Annotated in this window: 12 protein-coding genes; 2 read left to right on the forward strand and 10 right to left on the reverse strand. The window is 59.1% G+C overall.

Translation table 11 applies throughout. The annotated features are described in order from the left end of the window. Positions 1–34: 34 nt before the first annotated feature. Entirely contained in the window at positions 35–517 is a 483-nt protein-coding gene (gene eco, locus BHC62_RS09315) for a serine protease inhibitor ecotin (RefSeq protein WP_070994814.1), read from the reverse strand. Between the two features lie 266 nt (positions 518–783). Between eco and BHC62_RS09320 the strand changes: the two genes are divergently transcribed. After that, entirely contained in the window at positions 784–1,041 is a 258-nt protein-coding gene (locus BHC62_RS09320) for a DUF1652 domain-containing protein (protein ID WP_029291551.1), read from the forward strand. Here BHC62_RS09320 and BHC62_RS09325 read toward each other — a convergent pair whose 3' ends face one another. Next, complete coding sequence (locus BHC62_RS09325; RefSeq protein WP_070994815.1) at positions 1,042–1,422, reverse strand: hypothetical protein; 381 nt, start codon at positions 1,420–1,422, stop codon at positions 1,042–1,044. It lies immediately after the preceding gene. 134 nt (positions 1,423–1,556) lie between these two features. On the opposite strand from BHC62_RS09325, the gene aqpZ reads away from it, so the two are divergent. Further along, the gene (gene aqpZ, locus BHC62_RS09330) at positions 1,557–2,246 is read left to right on the forward strand and encodes an aquaporin Z (protein ID WP_029291556.1); all 690 of its coding nucleotides are present in this window, start codon (positions 1,557–1,559) and stop codon (positions 2,244–2,246) included. Between the two features lie 13 nt (positions 2,247–2,259). Here the strand turns inward: aqpZ and BHC62_RS09335 are convergent, their stop codons facing one another. The 8 genes from BHC62_RS09335 to BHC62_RS09370 form a co-directional block, all read right to left on the reverse strand. After that, entirely contained in the window at positions 2,260–3,201 is a 942-nt protein-coding gene (locus tag BHC62_RS09335; RefSeq protein ID WP_070994816.1) for a carbohydrate kinase, read from the reverse strand. Positions 3,202–3,213: 12 nt separating this feature from the next. Further along, positions 3,214–4,695 carry a xylulokinase gene (gene xylB, locus BHC62_RS09340; protein WP_070994817.1) on the reverse strand — a complete coding sequence of 494 codons (1,482 nt, stop codon included), beginning with the start codon at positions 4,693–4,695 and terminating at the stop codon, positions 3,214–3,216. 137 nt (positions 4,696–4,832) lie between these two features. Then, complete coding sequence (locus BHC62_RS09345) at positions 4,833–6,314, reverse strand: mannitol dehydrogenase family protein (RefSeq protein WP_070994818.1); 1,482 nt, start codon at positions 6,312–6,314, stop codon at positions 4,833–4,835. 16 nt (positions 6,315–6,330) lie between these two features. Beyond that, positions 6,331–7,434, reverse strand: coding sequence for an ABC transporter ATP-binding protein (locus BHC62_RS09350; RefSeq protein WP_029291567.1), 1,104 nt, complete (start codon positions 7,432–7,434; stop codon positions 6,331–6,333). A gap of 28 nt (positions 7,435–7,462) precedes the next feature. Then, complete coding sequence (locus BHC62_RS09355; protein ID WP_029291568.1) at positions 7,463–8,293, reverse strand: carbohydrate ABC transporter permease; 831 nt, start codon at positions 8,291–8,293, stop codon at positions 7,463–7,465. Between the two features lie 10 nt (positions 8,294–8,303). After that, entirely contained in the window at positions 8,304–9,191 is an 888-nt protein-coding gene (locus tag BHC62_RS09360) for a carbohydrate ABC transporter permease (protein ID WP_070994819.1), read from the reverse strand. A 162-nt stretch (positions 9,192–9,353) separates the two neighbouring features. Beyond that, the gene (locus BHC62_RS09365) at positions 9,354–10,664 is read right to left on the reverse strand and encodes a sugar ABC transporter substrate-binding protein (protein ID WP_029291573.1); all 1,311 of its coding nucleotides are present in this window, start codon (positions 10,662–10,664) and stop codon (positions 9,354–9,356) included. Positions 10,665–10,904: 240 nt separating this feature from the next. Beyond that, positions 10,905–15,536 (reverse strand): dermonecrotic toxin domain-containing protein, encoded by a 4,632-nt coding sequence (locus BHC62_RS09370; RefSeq protein WP_143007515.1) that lies wholly within the window; start codon positions 15,534–15,536, stop codon positions 10,905–10,907. Positions 15,537–15,613 lie beyond the last annotated feature (77 nt).

The raw sequence follows: 15,613 nt of genomic DNA on the forward strand, positions 1-15,613 counted from the left end.
CAAGCCCGCTCGCCACAGAAGGTCGATCTGCGCGTTACTGCTCGCTAGCCTTCTCGACCGTGGTCGATGCCGACCAGATGCGGTAACGCACTTCGACATCTTTTGGAACATATACAACGATGGGCAACTTGCTGTTGTAACGCAGCACAAAACCGTCGCCGACCACCGGCACAAAGTCCTCGCGGGTCTTGCCTTCGGGGCAGGCCATCATCGTGCTCATGGGGCCGCTGACCTTCTCCAGGCGGTAAAACGGATAGCCCCAGCCTTCGAGGTTTTTCTCTTCCAGCACACCGCCCAGGCGCTGCTGGTTGCAGTCCACCAGCAGGGTTTTGCCGGCGAGGATTTCGACCTTGAAGTCCTGTTCCTGGGACTTTGCCGGCAAGTGGATGACCTGGCGAACATGCCCGGCGTCGGCCTTGGGGTAGGGCGCGATATCTTCAAGTTTGGCGGCATTGGCCTGGGCGGCCAGCACGCTCATGGCCAGTACCGAAAGGAGGGTGAGAGCAGAAGAGGTCATGGGACTTCCTTATCTTAGGGGGCAATAAAACAGCGGCTGCCACGATGCACGCCAACGTCCGGCCGTGCAAACCAGCAGCAACTTATATAAGGGTTGCTGGTGCTTATGAGGAAAGGATCCTACGCCTACAGACACAAGGAGTAGGCTTTGCAGTTAAAGCGCCTGCCAGGGTTGGCAAGCGTGAAGTCAACCGTCCTGACGCGGCGGTCAGACTGTCGGTATCGATAAAAATTCATTGGCGGTCTCAAAAAAGGAGAGGTTCAGCCATGCTTTCTGAATTGGAATTACGCGGCCTTATTGAAGGCAGCTTCCTGCCCAGGCGTTGTGAATGCATCAAGGCTCAGGATGCGTCGTTGACCATCAAAATCTACGATGACGACGGTACGGATGTCACCTTCACCGGCATCCAGGCCCACGAACTCAACAGCAGCCGAGCGATCTGCAACTTGATCACCGAGTTGCGTGAAGACCTCAAGCATGCCCATGCCCCGGCTCCGCGCAGAGCGGGGGCGAGACTGTACTGATCAGCGTACGGCAGGATTGCGGGCCTGGATAAACCCCAGGCCCAGCGCCAACTCTGTGCCCACGGCCAGCAAAATCCCTGGGCCGGCATGGCCATTGAGCCATTCGCCGATCCCCAGCCCCGCCAACCCCAGGCAACCGACGATAAACCCTGAAACCAGTGCGCTGCGCGTGGGGGATGGGGGCGTGTGGCGCAACCGATAAAACATGACGCCGATCGCCAGGAACAGCATGGCGTTGCGTCGAGCGACGAGCCCACTGGCTTCGGAAAATTCCACGTCCCACAGCCACAGCAGCCAGTCGGGCCGCAAACCCCAGGCAATTGCCAGGGCCAGGCACAGTACGGCGGTAAAAGTGGCAAGCGGGGGGAAGCTGATGCGCATGGCGAGTCCTTTCGGCCGTTTCAGAAGGGCCCAAGAGTACGCTGTGCAGCAAGCCTCAGACAAATCCGATACGGCGCCGCCCGCTTGCGCTGCTACTGTCCGGCCACATCTGTCGCCAGTGGCTGAGGTAGGGCGTGCAACAAAAAATCGCAGCAGAGTTTCTCGGCACTTTCTGGCTGACCTTCGGCGGCTGTGGCAGCGCCATTCTGTCGGCCGCATTTCCCGGCCTGGGCATTGGCTTTGCCGGGGTAGCCCTGGCGTTTGGCCTGAGTGTGCTGACCATGTCCTACGCGGTGGGCAGCATCAGTGGCGCGCATTTCAACCCGGCCATTACAGTCGGCCTATGGGTGGGAGGACGAATGCCGGGGCTGGATGTGTTGCCCTATATCATCGCCCAGGTCGCCGGGGCGACCGTCGCGGCGGCGATTCTCGCGCTGATCGCCAGCGGCCGGCCAGGCTTTGAACTCGGTGAGTTCGCAGCCAATGGCTACGGCGCATTGAGTCCGGGCCAGTACAGCCTGTTGGCCGCACTGGTGGTAGAGAGCGTGGGAACGTTCTTCCTGGTGTTTATCGTCATGCGGGTCACCACACCCGGCGCCGCGCCAGGGTTTGCGCCAATTGCCGTGGGCCTGACGCTGACCCTGATCCACCTGGTATCGATTCCCGTCACCAACACCTCGGTCAACCCGGCGCGCAGTACCGGGACGGCGCTGTTTGCCGGCACCGATTACCTGATGCAGCTCTGGTTGTTCTGGCTGGCCCCGCTGGCTGGCGGCATCGTCGGCGCCTGGGTGGCCCGTGGCGTGCGAGTGACGGCGAAGTGAGACCGCATGGGGTTTATTCGTTTAATTGGTGGCGATAGGGCAGGTCTGGCCCGGTCTTGCCACACGTCAGCGCGGCGGCACGGATGGCGAACTTGAGCATGCCGTCAATCTGCTCGCGGCCCAGGCCCTGCACACCTTCCACCGAATCCAGCTGCTGCTCGGTGAGCCAGGCGATCAACGCCGCCTGGAAGGTGTCGCCAGCGCCCACCGTATCGGCCATCACCACCTTGACCGCCGGGGCCGACCAGTTGCCGTGCTGGCGGCTGAACACGCTTGCGCCATCGCCGCCACGGGTCAGGAAAATCAACTGGCAGCGGTGCTGTAGCCAACCCTGCAACACGCTTTCCGGCGCCTGGCCGGGGTAGAGTAGGTGCAAGTCTTCATCGCTGACCTTGATCAGGTCGGCATAGTGCACCAGTTCAGCCACGCGCCGGCGCCACAGTTCGATATCCGGCTCGGGGTTCAAACGCACATTCGGATCAAGGCTGATCAGGCGCTTGCCGCTTTCCCGGCGGATCAGGGCCAACAGGCTGTCAGCGACCGGCTGCACCACCAGGGAAAACGAACCGAAATGCAGACCGCGTACGCGCCCATCGAGCACCGGCAGATGTTCGATCTGCAACTGCCGATCGGCACAGCCTGCGCCGCGAAAGCTGTACTGCGGTGAACCGTCGGCCCCCAGGGCCACCATCGCCAGGGTGGTCGGCGCGGCAAACTCCACCAAATAATCGGCGTGCACGCCTTCATCCTTGAGGACCTGGCGCAGGCGCTGGCCCAGGTAATCGCTGGACAGCCCGGCGAACAACCCGGCTTCGATCCCCAGGCGGCGCAGGCCCACGGCGACGTTAAACGGCGAACCGCCGGCAATTGCCTTGAAATTGACTTGGGACGCCTGCGCGCTGGCATCCTCCTGGCTGAAAAAATCAAACAGCGCTTCGCCACACACCAGATACATAGTTATTCGCTCTTAAAGGGTTGCCACATGCTGTTGATAACGTTCATAGGCCTGCTGATAAGCCCTGACGCTGGCGGCGACAGGCTGGGTGCGGCTGGCCGGGTCGACGCTGACGCAGCGTGCACACAGCGCCTGCAGGCTTTCGCCAGACTGGCACCACGCGGCCTGGATCGCCGCGCCCAGGGCCGCCGCTTCGCTTTGTTCGGTACACACCACTTCGGTGTCCATGATATCGGCGACCATCTGCCGCCACACCGGGCTTTTCGAGCCGCCGCCGGTCAAGCGGATACTGTGGCTTTGCAGGCCGGTCTGGCGCAACAGGTCCAAGCCTTGGCGCAAGCCGAAGGTGGTGCCTTCGACCACTGCGCGGCATAGATTGCCACGGGTCAGGTTGGTCATGGTCAGGCCATGCAGGCTGCCGGTGGCGTGGGGCAGGGCGGGCACGCGCTCGCCATTGAGGAACGGCAGCATGCTGACGCCCTCGGCGCCAATCGGGGCCTGGGCCACCAGGGCGTTGAACGCTACCAGGTCCAGCTCGAACAATTCGCGGATGACCCCGGTGGCATTGGTCAGGTTCATGGTGCAGATCAGCGGCAGCCAGCCACCGCTGGAAGAACAGAACGTCGCCACCGCAGCTTCGGCGCTGACCGTCGGTTGATCGGCAAACGCATACACGGTGCCCGACGAACCAAGGCTCATGGTAAACACCCCTGGCACGATATTGCCGGTGCCAATCGCCCCCATCATATTGTCGCCGCCACCACTGGACACCATCGCCCCGGGGTTGATCCCCAGGCGTTCGGCGATGGCCGGCAGAATGTTGCCCACGGGCTGGTTGGCCTCGATCAACACGGGCAAAGCCGCCTCCAGGCGCCCGCTGGCATCGATGTGCCGCAGCAACGCAAGGTCCCATTGGCGGGTACGCACATTGAAATAACCGGTGCCCGAGGCGTCGCCATACTCGGCGCAGGCGCGGCCAGTGAGCCAATAGTTGAGGTAATCGTGGGGCAGCAGCACATGGGCGATGCGTGCGAAAACGTCCGGGTGTTGCTCCAGGGTCCATAGCAGCTTGGACACGGTATAGCCCGGGGCAATCGCGACGCCCAACCGCTCCAGGGAGCCGCTTTCACCGCCCAGGTGCTCGAGTAAACGGGCGTTTTCGGCGCTGGTTTCGGTGTCACACCACAGCTTGGCCGGGCGCAGTACCTGGCCGTGCTCGTCGAGCAGCACCAGGCCGTGTTGCTGGCCGGAAACCCCGATGCCGAGGATGTCCTGGCCGTCCACGCCGGCTTGTTGCAGGGCGCGGTGAGTGGCTTCGGTAAAGGCGTCCAGCCACTCCTGAGTGTGCTGCTCGCGCCGGCCATTGGCGCCGCTGATCAGTGTGTGGGCAGCCGCGCCCAGGCCCAGCACCTTGCCGCTGGCAGTGTCGAGGACGATGGCCTTGGTGCCTTGGGTACCGCAGTCGATGCCGAGGAACAGAGATTGCCGGGTCATAGTTATCGCTCAATGGAACGCGGTCAAAATGTGGGAGCGGGCTTGCTCGCGAAAGCGGCGTATCAGCCAAACATTTATCAACTGACCCACTGCTTTCGCGAGCAAGCCCGCTCCCACATTATTTTGCTCAAGTTGTGTCAGTGAAGGTTGGCGAGCAGGTGCTTCAGGGTCTCTGCGACACCTTTGTCACGCAAACTGGCAAAACACCGCTCAAACGCTGCCACAAACTCAGGTGAGTTGGGAATCGCCGGGCCAAAAATCTCTTCCACACCCAACAGCCGCTGACTGACGCAAGCGTCATCCACCACCAGTGCCCGGCAGAAGTCCGCGCGCGGGTCGGGGATGCGGTAGCGCACGCCGTTCTCGTCCACACCTCGCAGGTACAAGGCCCAGGCCGCCACCACCAGCGCTGCTCGCTCGGTGTCGCGACCCTCGGCAATCAGGCGGTTGATGGTCGGTACCGTGAACTTGGGAAACTTCGACGAACCGTCGGAACAGACCCGCTCCAGTTGATCGGCAATCGCCTGGTTGGAGAAGCGCTCCACCAAGGTCTGCTTGTACTGGTCCAGATCGATGCCCGGCACCGGCGCCAGGTTGGGGGTCACGTCCAGGTCCATATAGGCGCGCATATACGCGACAAACAGCGGGTCGTTCATGGTTTCGTGGACAAACCGGTAACCCTTGAGGAACCCCAGGTAGGTCAGGGCCAGGTGGCTGCCGTTGAGCAGGCCGATCTTCATTTCTTCATAGGGCGTGACGTCGTCGGTGAACTGCACACCCACCTGCTCCCAGGCTGGCCGGCCGTTGACAAACTTGTCTTCCAGTACCCATTGCACAAAAGGTTCGCACACCACCGGCCAGGCATCGTCGATGCCGTGTTCATCATGCAGTTGCAGGCGGTGGGCGGTACTGGTCATGGGCGTGATGCGGTCGACCATGGCGTTGGGGAAACTCACGTTAGCCTGGATCCAGTCATGCAGTTCGGCATCGCGCAACGCGGCGAACGCCAGCAACGCCTTGCGGGTCACGGCGCCGTTGTGCGGCAGGTTATCGCAGGACATCACGGTAAAGGCCCGAATGCCTGCAGCACGGCGCTGGCTCAGGGCCGCGCAGATAAAACCGAATACGGTCTGCGGCGCCGCAGGGTGGGCCAGGTCATGCTGGATCTGCGGCAAGTGGGCCATGAACTCACCGTTGCTGTCGTCGATGCAGTAGCCGCCCTCGGTGATGGTCAGCGACACGATGCGGATTTCAGGGCTGGCCAGTTTGTCGATCAGGGCCTGGGCGCCGTCCTGCGCCAGGAGCATATCGCTGATGGCGCCGATCACCCGCACTTGGGTGTCGTCGGTGTCGCCCAGCTCATACAAGGTGAACAGATAGTCCTGGCCGGCCAGGTCATCCCGCGCCTTGCGGTCTTCGGCGCGCAGGCCGATGCCGCAAATGCTCCAGTCCAGGCCGACACCGGTGTTCATCAGGGCGTCGGTGTAATACGCCTGGTGTGCGCGGTGGAAACCGCCGACGCCGATATGGGCGATGCCCTGGCGTGTGTCGGCAATGGCATAGGCGGGCAGGCGCACTTCGGGCGCCAACTGGGTGAGATTGTGTTGATTGAGTTTCATCAAAATGCTCGCGAAATCAGGCGGCAGCGCGCAGTGGACGGGCCACCGCAACGCCGTCGGCGTCGAATAGATGGCAGTGCGCCGGGTCCAGGTGCAATTGCAGCGTCTCGCCATACTGGCTGGCCATATCGCCACGGATCCGCATGGTCAGCGGCTCGCCACTGGCGGTGAGCACATGGCAGAACGTGTCGCTGCCCAGGCGCTCGCCCACGTCGGCGGTAACGGTGAGGGTGGTATCACCCGGCGCGGCCAGTTCCAGGTGCTCGGGGCGGATGCCCAGGGTCACGGCGCTGCCCACGCGCAAGCTGGCGCTGCTCAATGGCAGGCTGATCAGGGTGCCAGCGTCCAGTTGCACATCGCAGCCCTGGCCTTCGACCCGCGTAACCTGGCCCTTGAGAAAGCCCATTTTCGGCGTCCCCAGAAAACCCGCGACAAACAGGTTGGCCGGCTGGTGATACAGCTCCAGGGGGGAGCCGACCTGTTCGATGCGCCCACTGTTAAGCACCACCACCTTGTCGGCCAGGGTCATGGCCTCGACCTGATCGTGGGTCACGTAGATCATGGTGGCTTGCAGTTCTTTGTGCAGGCGCGCCAGTTCCAGGCGCATTTGCACGCGCAGGGCGGCGTCGAGGTTGGACAGCGGCTCGTCGAACAGGAAGATCTTCGGGTTGCGCACAATCGCCCGGCCGATGGCCACCCGCTGACGCTGGCCGCCAGACAACTGCTTGGGCTTGCGCTCCAGCAGCGGGCCCAGCTCCAGGATGCGTGCAGCCTCACTGACTTTGCTGTCGACGATCTTCTTGTCTACGCCCGCCAGGTCCAGGGCAAACGACATGTTCTTGCGCACGCTCATATGCGGGTACAGGGCATAGGTCTGGAACACCATGGCCAGGTCGCGCTTGGCCGGGGTCACTTCGGTGATGTCGCGGCCATCGAGTTCGATGGTGCCTTCGGTGACTTCCTCAAGGCCGGCAATCAGGCGCAGCAGGGTGGACTTGCCACAGCCCGAAGGCCCGACAAAGACCACGAATTCCTTGTCGTTCACTTCCAGGTCGATGCCCTTGATGATGGAGAAGCCTTCGAAGCCTTTTTGCAGATTCTTGATTTTCAGGTTGGCCATGATGGGCCTCCATTTTTTATAAGGGTCGTTATTTCACGGCGCCAAAGGACAGGCCGCGCACCAGTTGCTTCTGGCTGATCCAACCGAAGATCAGGATCGGCGCGCAGGCCAGGGTCGAGACGGCGGACAATTTGGCCCAGAACAAACCTTCGGGGCTGGAGTAGGAGGCGATCAACGCGGTCAGCGGCGCGGCATTCGACGAGGTCAGGTTCAGCGACCAGAACGCTTCGTTCCAGCACAGGATCAGCGACAGCAATACCGTGGAAGCCAGGCCGCCCTTGGCGATGGGCAGCAGCACCCGCACCATTTCCTGCCACAGGGTGGCGCCATCCAGGCGCGCGGCTTCGAGGATGTCCTTGGGAATGTCCTTGAAGTAGGTGTAAACCATCCACACCACAATCGGCAGGTTGATCAGGGTGTAGATGATGATCAGCGCGATGCGCGTATCCAGCAGGCCCATGCTCTTGGCCAGCAGGTAGATGGGCATCAGCACACCCACGGGTGGCAGCATCTTGGTCGACAGCATCCACAGCAGCGTGCCCTTGGTGCGCTGGGTTTCGTAGAACGCCATGGAGTAGGCCGCCGGCACCGCAATCAGCAGGCACAAGGCGGTGGCGCTGAAGGAAATCACCACTGAGTTCCAGGCGAAGCTTACGTAATTACTGCGCTCGTTGATGTGCAGGTAGTTCTCAAGGGTTGGCGTGAAAATGAACTGCGGCGGCGTGGCAAACGCGTCGATTTCGGTCTTGAAACTGGTGAGTACCATCCAGAAGATCGGGAAGAAAATCACGATCGCGATGGCCCAGGCCAGGGTGCCGAGCAACAAGCTTTGCAGGCGGCGGGATTGTTGAAGCGTCATGGCGCGGCCCTCAAGGCTTGTCAGTCAGGTTTTTGCCGAGCATCCGTACCAGGATGATCGCTGCGATGTTGGCAATGACCACGGCAATCAAGCCGCCGGCCGAAGCCATGCCCACGTCGAACTGCACCAGCGCCTGGTTGTAGATCAGGTAGGCGAGGTTGGTCGAGGCGTAGCCGGGGCCGCCGTTGGTGGTGGTGAAGATTTCGGCGAACACCGAGAGCAGGAAAATCGTCTCGATCATCACCACCACGGCGATGGGCCGGGCCAGGTGTGGCAGGGTCAGGTGCCAGAAGATCGCAATCGGACCGGCACCGTCCAGGCGCGCCGCTTCTTTCTGTTCCTGGTCCAGGGACTGCATGGCGGTCATCAGGATCAGGATGGCGAAGGGCAGCCATTGCCAGGACACAATGATGATGATCGACAGCAGCGGGTAGTGCGCCAGCCAATCCACCGGCTGCGCGCCAAACAGCTTCCACACCGCCGCCAGCACGCCGGACACCGGGTGGAAAATCAGGTTCTTCCAGATCAGCGCACCCACCGTGGGCATGATGAAGAACGGCGAGATCAACAACACCCGCACCAACCCACGACCGAAAAACTCGCTGGCCTCCAGCAAGGCACTGATCAACACGCCCAGCACCACGCTGATCAACAGCACGCTGCCCACCAGCAACAGGGTGTTGGTGGCGCCGGGCAGGAAGCCGGAATCGGTGATGAAGTAGGTGAAGTTCTCCAGGCCCACGAATTGGTTTTCGCCGGGGTAAAGCAGGTTGTAGCGGATCAGCGAAAAGTACAGGGTCATGCCCAGGGGCACGATCATCCACAGCAGCAACAGGGCCACCGAGGGGCTGACGAGGAACCAGCCGGGGTTGAGCAGGCGGCGTTTAGACGTATTCATGGCAATCGAAACCCATTAGAGGCAGAAAGAACCGGCCTTGGAATGCAGTCAATGTGGGAGCTGGCTTGCCAGCGATAGCGGACGATCAGTCAACCGATTCATCCACTGACAGGCCGCCATCGCAGGCAAGCCAGCACCTACATTTACAGGGGTGGACCTGGGTTATTTGGGATAGCCGGCGCGCTTCATTTCCCGCTCGGTGGTGGTTTGCGCGGCAGCCAGGGCCTGGTCCACCGTCTGCTGGCCGGTCAGGGCGCCGGAGAAGAACTTGCCCACCTGGGTGCCAATCGCCTGGAACTCAGGAATGGTCACCAACTGGATACCGATATACGGCACCGGCTTGAGAGTCGGTTTGGTAGGGTCCGCAACCTTCAACGACTCCAGCGTCACCTTGGCAAAAGGCGCGGCCTGCATATATTCCTCGCTGTAGGTCGAGGCGCGGGTACCTGGCGGCACGTTGGCGATACCATCGGTCTTGGCCACCAGCGCGCCGTACTCCTTGGAGGTGGCCCAGGCACTGAAGACCTTGGCTGCGTCCTTGGCCTTGGAGCTGGTCGGGATCGCCAGGGACCAGGAATACAGCCACGAGGTGCCCTTGTCGGTGACCTGCTGAGGGGCAAAGGTGAAGCCGACGTGATCGGCGACCTTGCTCTGGGTCTTGTCGGTAACAAACGAGCCGGCGACGCTGGCATCCACCCAGATCGCGCACTTGCCGCTGTTGAACAGCGCGAGGTTTTCATTGAAACCATTGCTGGACGCACCCGGTGGGCCGGATTTCTTCATGTTGTCGACGTAGAAGTTCAGTGCATCCTTCCATTCGGGCCCGTTGAATTGCGGTTGCCACTTTTCATCGAACCAGCGTGCGCCATAACCGTTGGCCAGGGTGCCGATCAGCGCCATGTTCTCGCCCCAGCCGGCCTTGCCGCGCAGGCACAGGCCGTATTGTTCCTTGCTCTTGTCGGTGAGTTTTTCGGCAAACTCGCCAATCTGTACCCAGGTTGGATGCTCAGGCATGGTCAACCCGGCCTGCTTGAACAGGTCGGTGCGGTAGTAAGTGATGGAGCTTTCTGCATAGAAGGGCAGGGCGTACAGCGTGCCCTTGACGGAAAGGCCGTCGCGCACTGAAGGGAACACATCGTCCAGGTCGTAGGACGCCGGCAGATCCTTCATCGGTTCCAGCCAGCCCTTGGCGCCCCAGAGTGCGGCTTCGTACATGCCGATGGTCAGCACATCGAACTGCCCGCCCTGGGTGGCGATATCGGTGGTCAGGCGTTGACGCAGGACGTTTTCTTCCAGTACCACCCAGTTCAACTTGATCTGCGGATGCTCGGCCTCGAAGGTTTTCGACAGCTTTTGCATGCGGATCATGTCGCTGTTGTTGACGGTGGCAATGGTCAGGGTCTGTGCGCCCAGGCTGACGGCGCTGAGGGTCATGCAGGTACAGGCAAGCAGTGCTTTTGCAGGGAAGTTCATCGCGCACTCCGTTTCTGCGCCCAGGGGCTGCAGAAGGACAGTTATTGTTGTTGTGTCTTCCATGGCTGCAGGAAGAGTGTGCGTTGATTACAGCCTTCTAAAGGCGCGGTGACAAATCCTTGAGCGCACTTGGACTGATACTTTTTTGCACTCTATCGCGCAGCGATAGAGATACTTGATGGGGACTTGGAAATGAAGCAGCCGTTACAGTTGCCTGCTGCAGCTGCGGTGTTAGGCGAATTACTCGGCGAAGTCGAACACGTTTTTGATCATGGGTTGAGTGAAAGTGCCCTTACCGGTCCCCTCGATCAGCTTGTAAGTACCATCGGGATTGATATCCACACCCAGTGAGCTGGCGATGATGGTCTCCACGCCCGGCTTCTTAAGTATATCTAACAGCGGTTTTCTACCTTGGACCTCCTGCCCCAATACGACCCCCATGCCGACGGGTGATTGAGAGTCCACACCGCCTACGAAGATGACCTTGCCGCCTTTGGCTAATGACTTCTCCAACTCATCCACTGTCTGGGCGGCGTTTGCGTCGAACAGGCCAAACTCCAGGTTGCTGCCGGTCAGGTGCATTAATGTGCGTTTTTGATAAACCCCATCTTTTAGATCTGTCAGCACGGCAAGGGCGGAGCAGTCTGTCAGACTGCGGGTCGATAGTACCGAGGTTGAGTTTTCAACGGTGTGAGAGTAGCCCATCAGCACTTCTATCGGTTTCTGCGGTGCCGTTTTGGTTTTCGGACTTCCAAAGGTACGAGGCTGATAATCGACCCGGGTTCTATAAAACACAGGCTTTTCATCGCTGCCTATATTAATTTCAATTTCCGTGCCGTTATCTTTGTTGATGTTGAAGTCGAGGTCACGCCCCGCAAGCTTGCGGTTCAGTTCTTTTTCGGCCAAGAGATGAATATCACTGTCACTGAGGGCTGGATATTGTTGGCGATAGCGTGTCGATGCATCTTCGTAGATCAAGAACGGGTCTTCACCGTCAACACCTTTGTAATCTACGATAATTTCCCTGCGGAAGCCTTTGACGCGCACGCCCGTGAGCGTCTGAAGCTGCGCGGCAAGTGATTGATCACCGCCACTGCTGGAATAGCAGGATAACAGCCGTACCTCGCTGTAGTTTCGAATGTCTATGCCGCGGGCCAGCAATTCCTGGTTGATATCTTCAGCTCCGTAACTTTTGTTATCTTCTCCTAAAATGCGCGATGCCCCGTCCCCACTGGGTGCCTCGGCGTGGCCCATGATGTTAAGACGCTGCTCGCCTTTGTAAGTATCCACGAAGATTTGAATATCACCAGACAGCGGTTTGATATCCGCCGGCCCTCCCAAGACAATGCGGTTTTTTGCCGGTGCTGCGGTACTTGCCACTTCATCGATTAACAAGCTTGTGCTATGTGGCGCTCGAGTCGAACCGCCGACGGCACGCTCACTCGATGAGCGCACTTTGAAGTGAATCAATAAAGACGCAAGGTTGACCAGCAGATCAGTCAGGGCCGCCTCTTTGTTTTTCACGTCATCAGCGCTCAGGACGTGTACGTCGTTGAGGATACCGTCAGCTTGTAGCAGCACACCCAGTGTGGCACCGGGACCACGCATCGCTGGCAGTAGAGCATTGAGCAATAGAAACCCGCCCTCTTTCAGGGAAGCCCAGCGGCTTTCTGCATCGGATGTCGATTGTTGTTTAGCCAGTGTTATCAAGTTCTGAGCGTTAGCCGTGTACAGGTATTCAATCAATTTACCATCGTGCAGCGCTTGCTGCAGACGATCATCCACCGCGAGGGGAATGGTTTCATTCAGGCTCGTAGATCCAAGGTTGTAACCGAACAGCACTACGTTGGGGTGTGTGAAACCGTTGCCGCGGTAAAGCTGTCGCGTGCTTTCGTCAGGTAGCCACGCTAGGGTGTCGGTTTGCAGTTTGCCTCTCTTTTGTATGGCTTCCAGCAACGCCTGGCGAGAAGGGAACTGCATAAGTGGTGCATCGGCAATCAACGGCCGATATAAGATATGGGGGCCGGTGGCACTGTCCTTGGGTTCGATCAGGTAGGCACCCTCGACTACATCGATTTTCCCATTGGCTGTGTTATCAAAAGCCAGCGGACGGATCACGATTTCCTTGCCGTCAACCATCCTTGGGGCGGGCCCCGGCTTGAGTATTTCCTGGATGAAACGAAAACCTGTAGTGGTAACCCCGGCTGTTCCCTTTATGCTCAACTCCAGTGCCTTCATCTGCAGTTCGATCGGCACCTGCTGGGCGAAAAGCGCTTGACGCTCTGCGGTTTTGCCGGGCTCGCCGAGCAACTTTTGTTTCAGCAAAGCAGGATAGGTTTTGCCGATATCAAGATCGTTGATCATTTGTTTGAGCACCCCCTCTTTTTCCAGCTGGGGAACCCTGACTTTTATGTCGACTCCATTTTCCTTGAGCCCTGTCTTGGCAAATACTTCTATCTGGCCATTCGGCAGCCCCGACAAGTTCTTCAGCATCATGTCGGTCAGGCTCATTGACTGGCGATCGATAATGCCTGCGGTCATCGGTGCGCCATAAGGCACTTTGAAGACCACCTCCAGTTGATTGGCGGCATACCGGGTTAACTTGTTCTTTTTAGGCAACCTGTCGAACTTCTCCTCTGCGAAGGTGCGGATGTCCTTGATATCGCTGTTGTACATTTGTCCCTTGTTCAACAGCAGGAAGTTAGCCAACTCAAGGCTGAGTTCATGGAACACAAAACGTTGCGCGTCGCCGGCTTTACTCATCCAATCGGGCAGCTTGGTTTTAGAATTGTCGTCATATAGCGGTGGGGCGGCGGACAAGCTGTTCCCTTGATGCTGTTTGATAAGAACATCGGCCTGCGCATCGAAGGTATTGCCGTTTTGAATTGTCAGGTTTCGTCTTGCGTACGGTAGGTCGTCCCAGGCGTTATAAGCGGTGATTTTTCCGCTGGGTTCCACGAGCAGGAGTATCTCGCGGTGGGGTTGCGACAAGTAGCGATGAATCAGTATGTTCGGTATGGGGCCAGGGGCGGCATAGACGTCGGCGTCAGAGGTTGTGGGGTCAAGGGGGAGGGCGCGCGTCGAACCGTTCGGACGCATCGTGACCATGGCCACGGTTTTACGTTGTTCATCATCCAGGCCAGGTTGCTTCAGGCCAGCTTGCTGCAGGTTGCTACGCAATATGCTGCTAACCAAGTCACGGTGGCTGCCGGGAAAGGCGGTGCCGGTAGCAGTTGGGGTACTGAAGGCCGGTTTATTCCAATAGGCTTGTGAATCGACGTTTAACGCCTCGTTGAGTTGGGTTGGCAGTGCGCGTAGTGCCGCGCTGAGTGCCGGTAAATCCAGGCTCAGCGGGATGCCAGCATCGTTGCCTGTATGCTCCAGCACGTTCGGGCGGGTATCAAACGCTCGATGGCCATTGGTGAAGTCGGGTGGAGTGCCGCCAGCCAGGTAGTCCATTACCAGTGTCATCAGTTGCGTTTTCTTGAACTGCCCTGGATGTTGCGGGTCGGGTGTGGCAATGGCGATCTGGTTGGCGTCGACATCCAGTCCAGGAGCGATCGCTTTTATCCTGTCGCTGACCAATCGGGAGGTCACCGAATGCAACGTAGGCTCACTGCTAAACTGGCTGCGTGCGAGATCGGCCATAGTATTGATGGCCGGGGCTGGTTTGTCAGTGGGTAAGACGGGGTTGGCGAGCCGCTGGATAGCGGCATCTTGCCGTCGTCGAACCGCAACGGAGCGTTTATCAGTTGGCGGATCGGCTTTGCTCAACGCGTGAAAGCCGTGGTGCGTGAGTGATGAGGTATGTTTGAGCGCGCCTTCCAATGTGCCATCGCTGGCCGGTTCGCCATAGAACCTACCGATCCAGTCGAGTGTCAGTTGGGTGTTTTTACCACGCGGCTGCGTTGAGTTGCGCAGGGTTTGCCCAAGTGTTGAGTGTTCAGGTATTTCAGACACCGACAAAGTCGCGCGGGGTGCATTAACCAGGCGCCCCATTTCCGGCCTGAGGCTGAGTACGGCTCTCCCGTACAACCGTGCTAACGCCAAGTCGGCGTCCTCAACTGACGACTTTGGATTGGGTTCGGCGAGTGAAAACCGTTGTGGATCGGCTGCAATTTTTGCAGATAACGCCTCTATTGCCTTTTCTTGCTGCTGGCGGACCGGCAAATGTGCGGGACGGTTGAACGCAGGCGCTGTGGAGTCCGGTTCGCGCAGAGCGTCGAACGAGCCATGCTGGTTCTGCAGGGCGATTAGATAAAGCTTATCGGCTTGCGTACCGTTGGTGCGTGCGGCATAGAAATCGCCTATCACCTCTGCGGGCGCACTCGTTGCGCCGGTGTATTCAACGTCCAGCTTGAGTGTCGGGGTAAGCGCCCGAGCGGCCGCTATCACTGCTGCGGTAGCCTTCCACCAGCCAGGCGTGTATTTCGAAAAAGAGGCAGGTTTTCCGTCTGCAATACAATCAAGCGTCCATCCATCACGAGTGTTCAGTCGCAGGGTGCCTGGCTCGATCTTGTGTACCCTGGCGAAAGTCGCAAATGGCTCGCTTTGAATGGCTTGGGTAAGCTGACCCCAGGCCATACCGAATGTGGATAAGGGTGGAATATTCGACACAAATTTGCCAGCTGGCTTTGCCTCCCCGTCAGTGGGGCTAGCGAGGATTTGTTCCATTAATGCAGCATTGTATTGGTAAGCGAGCGTCGCGTCGCCAGACCTGATGAGTTCGGTGGCAAGTTTTTTGTTCTCTTGGGTTATTGCCTGATTCGTACGTTTGACACGTATTAACCCAGGAGCGGTATTTTCAAACGCAGAGTCGGTGGTATTTGCAGTAGGGGAAGTTGCGGGCATACGCAATGATTCGACTTTCATGAGTAGTAACTACCATTGAAGGGAAATAATGATAAGGGTGAATCAATCAAAGTTTGAAGCAGGCGTTTTGATCAGTC

Origin of the sequence: Pseudomonas sp. 06C 126 (assembly GCF_001855215.1) — a bacterium.
Classification (GTDB): Bacteria; Pseudomonadota; Gammaproteobacteria; order Pseudomonadales; family Pseudomonadaceae; genus Aquipseudomonas; species Aquipseudomonas proteolytica.

Excerpts from the sequence above, each read along its gene's own strand:
- eco (WP_070994814.1), bottom strand. The coding sequence starts at position 517 with ATGACCTCTTCTGCTCTCACCCTCCTTTCGGTACTGGCCATGAGCGTG.
- BHC62_RS09320 (WP_029291551.1), top strand. The coding sequence starts at position 784 with ATGCTTTCTGAATTGGAATTACGCGGCCTTATTGAAGGCAGCTTCCTG.
- BHC62_RS09325 (WP_070994815.1), bottom strand. The coding sequence starts at position 1,422 with ATGCGCATCAGCTTCCCCCCGCTTGCCACTTTTACCGCCGTACTGTGC.
- BHC62_RS09335 (WP_070994816.1), bottom strand. The coding sequence starts at position 3,201 with ATGTATCTGGTGTGTGGCGAAGCGCTGTTTGATTTTTTCAGCCAGGAG.
- xylB (WP_070994817.1), bottom strand. The coding sequence starts at position 4,695 with ATGACCCGGCAATCTCTGTTCCTCGGCATCGACTGCGGTACCCAAGGC.
- BHC62_RS09345 (WP_070994818.1), bottom strand. The coding sequence starts at position 6,314 with ATGAAACTCAATCAACACAATCTCACCCAGTTGGCGCCCGAAGTGCGC.
- BHC62_RS09350 (WP_029291567.1), bottom strand. The coding sequence starts at position 7,434 with ATGGCCAACCTGAAAATCAAGAATCTGCAAAAAGGCTTCGAAGGCTTC.
- BHC62_RS09355 (WP_029291568.1), bottom strand. The coding sequence starts at position 8,293 with ATGACGCTTCAACAATCCCGCCGCCTGCAAAGCTTGTTGCTCGGCACC.
- BHC62_RS09360 (WP_070994819.1), bottom strand. The coding sequence starts at position 9,191 with ATGAATACGTCTAAACGCCGCCTGCTCAACCCCGGCTGGTTCCTCGTC.
- BHC62_RS09365 (WP_029291573.1), bottom strand. The coding sequence starts at position 10,664 with ATGAACTTCCCTGCAAAAGCACTGCTTGCCTGTACCTGCATGACCCTC.
- BHC62_RS09370 (WP_143007515.1), bottom strand. The coding sequence starts at position 15,536 with ATGAAAGTCGAATCATTGCGTATGCCCGCAACTTCCCCTACTGCAAAT.